The organism is Cohnella sp. GCM10020058 (assembly GCF_042683485.1).
Taxonomy (GTDB): domain Bacteria; phylum Bacillota; class Bacilli; order Paenibacillales; family Paenibacillaceae; genus Cohnella.
The window spans coordinates 756,986-765,151 of record NZ_JBHUJV010000008.1; the positions used below are offsets into that span (position 1 = coordinate 756,986).

At 55.9% G+C, this 8,166-nt stretch carries 7 protein-coding genes and 1 pseudogene; all 8 read left to right on the forward strand.

Annotated features, from left to right (window positions below; all coding sequences use genetic code 11):
- Positions 1 to 9: 9 nt before the first annotated feature.
- A complete protein-coding gene (locus tag ACFSR7_RS15555; protein ID WP_378163019.1) occupies positions 10 to 189 on the forward strand; it encodes a hypothetical protein in 180 nt (59 codons plus the stop codon).
- Positions 182 to 709 (forward strand): hypothetical protein, encoded by a 528-nt coding sequence (locus ACFSR7_RS15560; RefSeq protein WP_378163021.1) that lies wholly within the window; start codon positions 182 to 184, stop codon positions 707 to 709. The genes ACFSR7_RS15555 and ACFSR7_RS15560 overlap by 8 nt, the downstream gene beginning before the upstream one ends.
- 47 nt (positions 710 to 756) lie before the next feature.
- Entirely contained in the window at positions 757 to 1,191 is a 435-nt protein-coding gene (locus ACFSR7_RS15565) for a hypothetical protein (RefSeq protein ID WP_378163022.1), read from the forward strand.
- 29 nt (positions 1,192 to 1,220) lie between these two features.
- Positions 1,221 to 1,442: a hypothetical protein gene (locus ACFSR7_RS15570; protein WP_378163024.1), complete on the forward strand. Its 222-nt coding sequence runs from the start codon at positions 1,221 to 1,223 to the stop codon at positions 1,440 to 1,442.
- Between the two features lie 7 nt (positions 1,443 to 1,449).
- Positions 1,450 to 5,175, forward strand: a complete 3,726-nt coding sequence (locus ACFSR7_RS15575) for a hypothetical protein (RefSeq protein ID WP_378163025.1) — start codon at positions 1,450 to 1,452, stop codon at positions 5,173 to 5,175.
- Entirely contained in the window at positions 5,172 to 5,714 is a 543-nt protein-coding gene (locus ACFSR7_RS15580; RefSeq protein ID WP_378163026.1) for a distal tail protein Dit, read from the forward strand. Before ACFSR7_RS15575 ends, ACFSR7_RS15580 begins: the two co-directional genes overlap by 4 nt.
- A 12-nt stretch (positions 5,715 to 5,726) precedes the next feature.
- Positions 5,727 to 6,125 carry a phage tail fiber protein gene (locus tag ACFSR7_RS15585; RefSeq protein ID WP_378163028.1) on the forward strand — a complete coding sequence of 133 codons (399 nt, stop codon included), beginning with the start codon at positions 5,727 to 5,729 and terminating at the stop codon, positions 6,123 to 6,125.
- A gap of 14 nt (positions 6,126 to 6,139) precedes the next feature.
- Positions 6,140 to 8,166: pseudogene (locus ACFSR7_RS15590) on the forward strand (hypothetical protein); the annotation flags it as partial.

An 8,166-nucleotide genomic window follows, 5' to 3' on the forward strand; every position in this document is an offset into this window, starting at 1 on the left:
GTGATGCACATGACCGCCAAGAAGCAAACGGTTCAGGTATTGCCGGGCAATGCCGTAAACCTCGGAACGGGCAAGCAGCCCGATCTGAAGCGCGCCGGCGAGACATTTTCATGCGCGCCGACCGTGGCCGCTGGCCTCGAGGAAGCGGGAGCCATTCAAATTGTGAAGGAGGACGAACAGCATGGCTGATCTGACGAAGGTAAAGCTCGGACCTTGTAAGGTAACTTTTGACCCGGAGGGCACGACGCCGATTGTAATCGAGCTCACGCAAGGCGGCGTCGTCCTGACGTATGCGGAAACGACCCGGGACGTCAACGCGGACCAATACGGGTCTACGCCGATTAAGCGTATTATCACGGGCCGCAACGCGACGGTCGAGGTTCCGGCGCTGGAAAAGGATAATGCGCGCCTGGCTGCGCTGATTGCTGGCGCTCAGCAAGTCACCAATAGCACCACGCCGACGAAAAAGCGCGTGGACGTATACGCAGACAAGGTCATCGACCTGCTGACGGTGGCGAAAGAAGTGCGCATCGAGCCATTGGCAGAAGGCTCTACTCCGGACGACACAATCACGCTTTTTAATGCCGCGCCGCAGCTCAACCTGAACTACCGCTATAATTTCGACAGCGAACTCGTTACTAACATCACGTTCGCGGCATTCCCGGACGATACCGGTCGGCTGATTGGATTCGGCGATCCGGACGCTTAATCTACGGAGCCCTGCGGGGCTCCTTTCCTATTTCAGGAGGGATATTTATGTTCGGCTTTAAAAAAAGCGCCTCTGAACAAATCTCGTTTGGCGGCCGGCAGGTGAAGATTCCCAAGCTTACGATTGCCAAGTGGCGAGCCCTGTTCGAGCAGATCGAGACGCTGCCGCAGATCATCATTAGCCTGCTCGCGGCGCGCAATACGCCGGACTTCACGGCAACCGTCGTCGCGGCGCTGGGCATGACGCTTGACGAGGTTGTACGCCTGACGGCCGCCCTGACGGAGCTCGAGCCGGAATGGATCGAAGCCAACGTCACGCATGACGAGCTGATTGAGTTCTTGACCTCTACGGCGAAAAGGAACAACTTGCAGGAAGCTGCAAAAAAGTTCCGCGGCGCGCTCGAGAAGTGGAAGGCGCCGAGCGCGGCGAAAGTATCAGCCTCTCCGATTGGCTCCTCGAGTGTTCAATCCGACTTGGCGTAACGCAACGCGAGCTGGAGGACGGCTATTACATGGTCGACCTGCCCATGCTGCTGTACAAGGTAACCCGACGTGAGCGCGTAGCCGTGCAGGAGCGGCTAACGCTGATGCTTGCGGCCGGAAACCGGGGCATGGATGACGAAGGCTACAAGGCTTTCGCGCAGCGCCTGGCGGCATCCTTGGAAGAACAAGACGACAACGAATTCGACCGGTCTGCGCTGTCCGCGCTGCGCCGGCGCATGGACGGGGGGTGACGGGTAGATGGCAACGGAAGTCGGCGCGATTAAAGCGCGTATGGAACTCGACGCGAGCGGATTCCAACAGGGACTGCAAAAGGCGAAGCAGAGCCTAAATGAGTCGGCCAATGAGGCGCGCCGGGTTAACCAGGACTTCAAGCAGATAACCAAGACGCTTTATGATGTCGGGTTGAGCGGCAAGGAAGTCCGCAAGGTGCAGCAAGAGCTGCGCGACATGCGTCCTGACGTGCTCGAGCAGCAGCTCAAGCACTTAGAGACGCAGCTCCGCAGGGTGGGCGCTACGGATGACCAGATCGCCAAGCTAAAAGCCAAGATGACCGAGGTCAAGGACGAGACGGACAAGGCGGAAAACAAGGTCGACGCGCTGCATGCCGCACTGGCGGCCGTGGGGGCTGCCGGCGTACTGACGGGCCTTGTGCGGACGATCAAGAGCCTTGCTGACGAAGCAAACGGCATGGCGAACTCCTATAACGGATTGATCCAGGTATCGAAGGCGCTAAACGTTAACGTTGAAAAGTCGACCGGCCTCGTTCAGGACCTGGCGAGCAAAGGGTTTATGAGCGTGGCCGAAGCATCGGAAGCCGTCAAAACTGCGCTCGCCTCGGGACTTAACCTTGAGCAAACGCGCGACCTCATCACGCGACTGGGCGATGCCGCGGCCTATAACCGTCAAGCTAACTACGGATGGGGCGAGGCGGTCGTTGTGACGCTCCAAGGCATCAAGCAGGGCAACAGTACCCTTACCGACGCCGTCGGCGTTACAACGAACCTGAGCGTCATGTACGACCGCTATGCGAAGTCTATCGGCACGACGGCCGGCAAGCTGACTGACGCGCAGAAGATCCAGGCCGCCTATAACGGGTTTATGGAGGATGGCGCGATCTTCGCCGGCAATGCCGCGACGGCCATGGAGGGCTACAACGGCAAGCAGGCGCAATTTAACCAGACGATTCAGACGGCGCGCGCTGAACTGGGTGAGGCGTTCCTCCCGATCCTGGCAAAGCTGATCGACGCGATTATGCCGCTCGTCAAAGACTTCGCGCTTTGGGCCGAGACGCATAAAGAAGTTGTCGCAGGGCTTGCGGCAGCAGCCGCGGCGGTCGCCGGATTAATCACCGTCGCCACTTCGCTGATCGCCGTTATTGCCGCATTGCGTGCCGCATTCGTTGCGCTCAATATATCCATGGGGCCGATTGGGTGGGCCATTGCCGCCGTCGCCGCTGTCGCCCTCGGCGTTACCGCCTACAAGGCAGCGGCAGACGCAACCTCTGAATCGGTTTGGAAGTTTGCGCAGAACCAAGACGAGCTCAATCGAAAGCTTGGAGAGTCCCCTTTAAACCGGTCGGCCGAGGATTTGAAAAACATGCAAGACGATATCGACAAGATAAATGATTTGCTCGAGCAACGAATCTCGCTTGAAAATCAACTCCAAGCTCTTCAAAAACAGCAGTTAGAAGCCCGGGCAGCTGGCGACAATGGAACGTTAAACAATCTCAATCGTCAGGTGGGAGATGTTCAAGGGAAGCTCAAAGATCTTGATGGCCAGTTGTCAAAGCTGGGAATCAACACGCCTGACGATGCGCCAAAAGTAATTGAGCGATTGGAAGCGTCAGCGAGTGAAGCAACGGGGGCTTTGGTTGAGCTTGAGCGCCAGAAGATGAAGAATGTCATTGCCGACGCCAAAAGCGTCAAAGAATTACAATCCTTGAACTCGCAATACGAAAAGCTCTCAAAGAATGAAAAACTAACGACGGATCAAAAGATGCAACTCGAAACCGTTGTTAAGAAGCTGAAAGAGCAATACCCGGATCTAATCATTGAACTGGACAAGGAAAATCAATGGCACATTAAAAATGCCGACGCCTTAAAGGGCTATATCTCCGGCGAGAAGAGCCGCGTCGCAGCCGCCGGGGAAGCTTCGATCAAAGCCCTGAACATCGCAAAGACCGAAGCAGAAGCGCGTATTAAGATCGCCAAGGACAGCATGGCGACGATTGAAAAAATCGAAAAAGGGGCCAAGCCGGAGACGCCCTCCTTTGTGCCTGATTGGCTGCAAAAGATTAATAGCGAAATGGCCGACGCAGCCCTCAAAAATACAAAGGATGCGCTGCAGGACCAAATCAATAACGGTCAGAAGGCCGTTAATGATGCATCCAAACTCATACAGGATATTGCGACAGATAACTGGGACTCTATCCTCGGGACAAATCCAGATGTGCCGGCTGCAGCGGACGATAAGAAGGACAAGGAGAAGAAGGGGAAGACGGCCGAGCAGATCCAGCAGGAGCAATATCAAGCATCGCTCAAATACATCCAGTACAAGCGGGATTTAAACCAAATGAGCGAAAAGCAGGAGCTTGAGGCCCTGAAGAAGCTGGAGGAGCGTTACAAGAAGAACGCGGATATCCGCATGGACGTCGAGGTCAGAATCAAGAAGCTGAAAGACCAGATGGCCGACGACGCCAAAAAGAAAGCCGAGGACGATCAAAAGAAGCTTTCCGAGGAATCAAAAGCGCGCTTCACAGCTTCGCAGGAATGGATTGAGCAGGAAGAACGCCGCATGACGCTGGCCGGTAAATCCGAAGACGAAATCACGCGGATGAAGCTGGACGCCTGGACACGGGTCCGCAATCGATACGCGAAGGATTCGGAATTTTACAAGCAGGCAGACACGCAGGTCTATAACGCCAAGGTTTCCATCATGAAGGCTACGGCAAAAGCCGAGCAGGAAGCCGCGGAGGCCCGGGAGAAGGCGGCCAAGGAATCGGCGAAGGCGACCATTGACGCCATTGAGAAGCAGAAGGAAGCCGAGATCGATGCGCTCGATGCGCGGCGTGCCGAAATCGAAAAATTTTACGCGGACCAAGAAAAAGCAATCGACGACGGCGAACGGCTGCGGGAGCGGCAAAACCTCCTTGCTGAGATGGAGAAGTATCGGCTTGCGACCAGCGAGAAGGGGCAGAAGACGTACCAGGAGTTGCAGGAAAAGCTGCGTCAGATGGACCTGGAGGACCAGAAGTCCGCACTTGATGACGAACGGGACGAAAAGCTCAGCGCCATCGACAAGCAGAAGAAGGACGTTGAGTCCTGGTACAGTGACCTCAAGGCGGCGACAAGCGATTTGACCGGGGACCTCACGGAGCTGTACAAGCTTTCGGACGATGATCGCTTGAAGTCGTTTGTCTCTACCAACACCAAGATCAAAGAGGAAATGGCGAAGCTCAAGGCAGACCTTGCCGGCCTGCCGGCCGCGAGCGGTTCGGGCGGTACTGGAATACTGTCGGTGATCGATCAGATGGTTGCGAACTCCGAAGCCTGGAAGACGGCAAGTGCTGCGGAGAGGGTGAACCTCGAGGAGGCAAATCGGAAGCTCGGCGCGCAGATCGGGGCCACATACAATGCCGGTACCGGAAGGTGGATGAAGGACGGCGTCGCGATCTACCATTCAGGCGGCATCGCGGGGGAAATGCAGTTTTCTCGTCCTGACATGCTGCTGCCGGGAGAAGTCGCCGCAATCCTCCAGCAAGGCGAACCCGTCTTGACCTCGAAACAGATCGGCAGCCTGATCGGATCGGGATCCGGGCAGGTCCACATTGAACGCTTTGTAGGCGTAGAGATCAACGAGGCGAACATTGAGGATGGCGTCGACCTGAAAGCCTACGAGCGCACGGGCGGGAATGCCGCGGCTGAAGTGCTGCGCAAAGCGATGACGGGAGGCGGCAGCGGATGAACGGATTCACCTACCGCGGGCAGCATAGTTCGGATATGGGTGTAAATCTGCTGTCGTACCGGATCAGCTCGCCAGAGCTGCGAGAGTATGAGGACGACATTGCCGGGGCGCCTGGCGCGTATGACTACGGGAGCGATTACGGTAAACGGCAGATCGACATGGCGCTCGACATCGTGCAGACCGGCGAGCCGTTCGAACGTCAGCGGCAACGGATTTATAACTGGTTCAAGCCAACCCTAGCGGCCGGCGCGCTCGTATTTGACGAGATGCCCGACCGCTTTTATTTCGCCAAACTCGCCGGGAAGATCGGATCGGATCAGATCGGGAAATACGGAACGTTGGAAATCACGCTTAAATGTACAGACCCGTTTGCATATGGACCCGAGAAGATCGTATCGCCAACCATCACGGCATCACCGACTACCCTGCAAATCCTCTCAGATGGCACCGAGCCGACGGAGACCATGATAGAGATCACAAATGCCGGCACCACTACGATTAATCAATTAAAGTTGTCAATCGAATACCAACTCGAATAGGAGCGTGCCCTTATGGCGAACATCAGCAACTTCCTTGCAACTGCCATCTTGAATCAGGTTTTCCGCAATACGAACTACACGCGGCCGACGACAGTTTATGTCGCGCTGTATACGTCCAACCCGACAGCGGCGGACACGGGCACCGAGGTAAGCGGCGGCGCATACGCACGTCAGGCAGTAGCTTTCGCGGCGCCGGCGGCCGTGAGTGGCAAGCAGACAATCAAGAACAGCGCCGACATCACATTCCCGACCGCAACAGCCGATTGGGGCAATATCACGCACGTCGGGATCCGCGACGCATTGACAGGCGGCAACCTGCTTTACTTTGCCGCGCTGGACAATCCGAGAAGCATCCTCACGGGCGACATCTTTAAGCACCTTTCGAATTCCATCTCGGCGAACCTTTATTAAGGCGGTGACGATCAGTGGCTCAACAAACGATGTATCCGGCTATAGCCAATTCTCCGCAGACGGAGTTGTCCGCGGCGATTGATGCTGCACAAGTGACGGTTCCGGTAACAGATGCCTCGAAACTGCCGGCAGCACCTAACCTTGCGACGATCGGCAGCGACGAGACGGCCGAGACGATCCTGTATACCGGAAAGAGCGGCAATACCTTAACGGGCGTCACGCGGGGATATCAAGGCTTGGCGAAAGCGTGGAGCATTGGCACAAAAGCGGCCCGGCTATTCACCGCGGCTGACTGGGACGCAGCGCGAACGAATCTGCTCGATCTGGCTGCCGCCGATCCAACAGCCGTCACTCTATCCCCCGGCTTACAATCCATTACAGCATCCCGACGCTCTCGTATACGTAATATCAAGATATCGGGGAGGACGTTGGTTAATCTGTTGGGGAGGATCGGTAATTGTGACGACGTGACGAAGTTTACGACGTTTCAGATATCACTAGCCCTTGACGCCTCCAATGCCATGTATGGCGCCAATGCCGCCAAGGCTACGCTAACCGGGACGTCGGGCTCGATGTATTACAACATCGTCGGAGCCGTTTCTGTCGGCAAATATTATATCGCGCTCGCCAATCTGAAGAATAGCAATGCGTCCGGGCTGAACGTGTTTGCGCATGTAGACAGCGGTTCGTCTCAGCCGGGCAATATCGTTTCTTCGACGTCGTACGGTTTGTCGTATGTGAAGTTCACAGCCGCCAGCGCCCCAAGCTCGTTTGTTAACATCGGCGTTACTGTATCTGGTGCGAACGGTCAATATGGATATGCGGATGGCCTCCGTGTTTACGAAATCTCCGCCGCCGACTACACCGCCATCGACTCCATGACCGCCGCCCAAGTAGCCGCTAAGTGGCCGTATGTAGACGATGCCAAGCATGTCAATGCGGTATATATCGCCAATGCGGGAAAGAACATCGCTCCCGGAACGCCAGACTCACGGCAAGCAAACGCGGACCTGTCGGCTCCATATGCGTTGACGCTTACGGCAACGGCCAACAGCCAATCTGCAACTTGGAATATAACTAGCATTCCTAACTCGCAATACACATTGTCGGGAATTATTACAGGAGACGCATGGTGTTATGTTTACGTCGATTCTGTTTATACGGGGGCATTGAGCAAAACTGTTTCCTTGTTGAACTTCTCGACGGGTGCAAACGCAAAGGAAATATTGCTCGTGTTTACGAATGATGCATCTGGCGCTGGAACGTATACGTTCAAAAACTGGCAACTCGAACTCGGCTCCACGGCCACAACGTTCGAGCCCAAACGCGGCTCTTACATGTACCTCCCAGACTGCCAACTCCGCAGCAACGTAGACGGCTCTGTAGTAGATAGCCTGTATACGGATGGAGAGGGTAAGCCGAGGGTTACGCGGAGGTTCCGAGAAGTCGTGTTAGATGGGGCGTTGGCGTGGTCATACGGAGCATCATATACCGGGCGCAAATTGGTAACGACTCCGATTGCAAATTCAATCGTAGGGGCAACCGCTCGCGCCATTGATTACGCTGGCAGGCCTCTAGTATCGGCATACGATGGGTCAGTATCCAACGTTGTATATATTAACCCGGCATTTGCGGCAGTGTTGGCTGTCTCTTCCGCCGACTCCGGTTGGGGCGATGCCTACACGCCAAGCACTGCGGAGATCGCAGCGTATTTTTATGGGTGGAAGATAAACAACGGGACGTTCGGCAATGCGTACAACGGGACAGGCACGAAGACATGGACGAAGTGGGACGCGACGAGCAACACGAGCGCCGTTACCACAGTGCCGGCGGATTACGCAGCTTCGACGTTCACGCCATACCGCCTGATCTATCAGCTCGCGGCGAGCGTAGACGAAGCCATAAACTACGAAGGCGATCTCGTCTTGCATGAGGGCGGCAATCAGATCGAGGTGGGGACCGGAGTAGTCGTGCGGGAGGCGGCTAAACCTGCGTTGGCGTCACAATGGTATGTATTTAACGACACGACGACGAGTGTCAG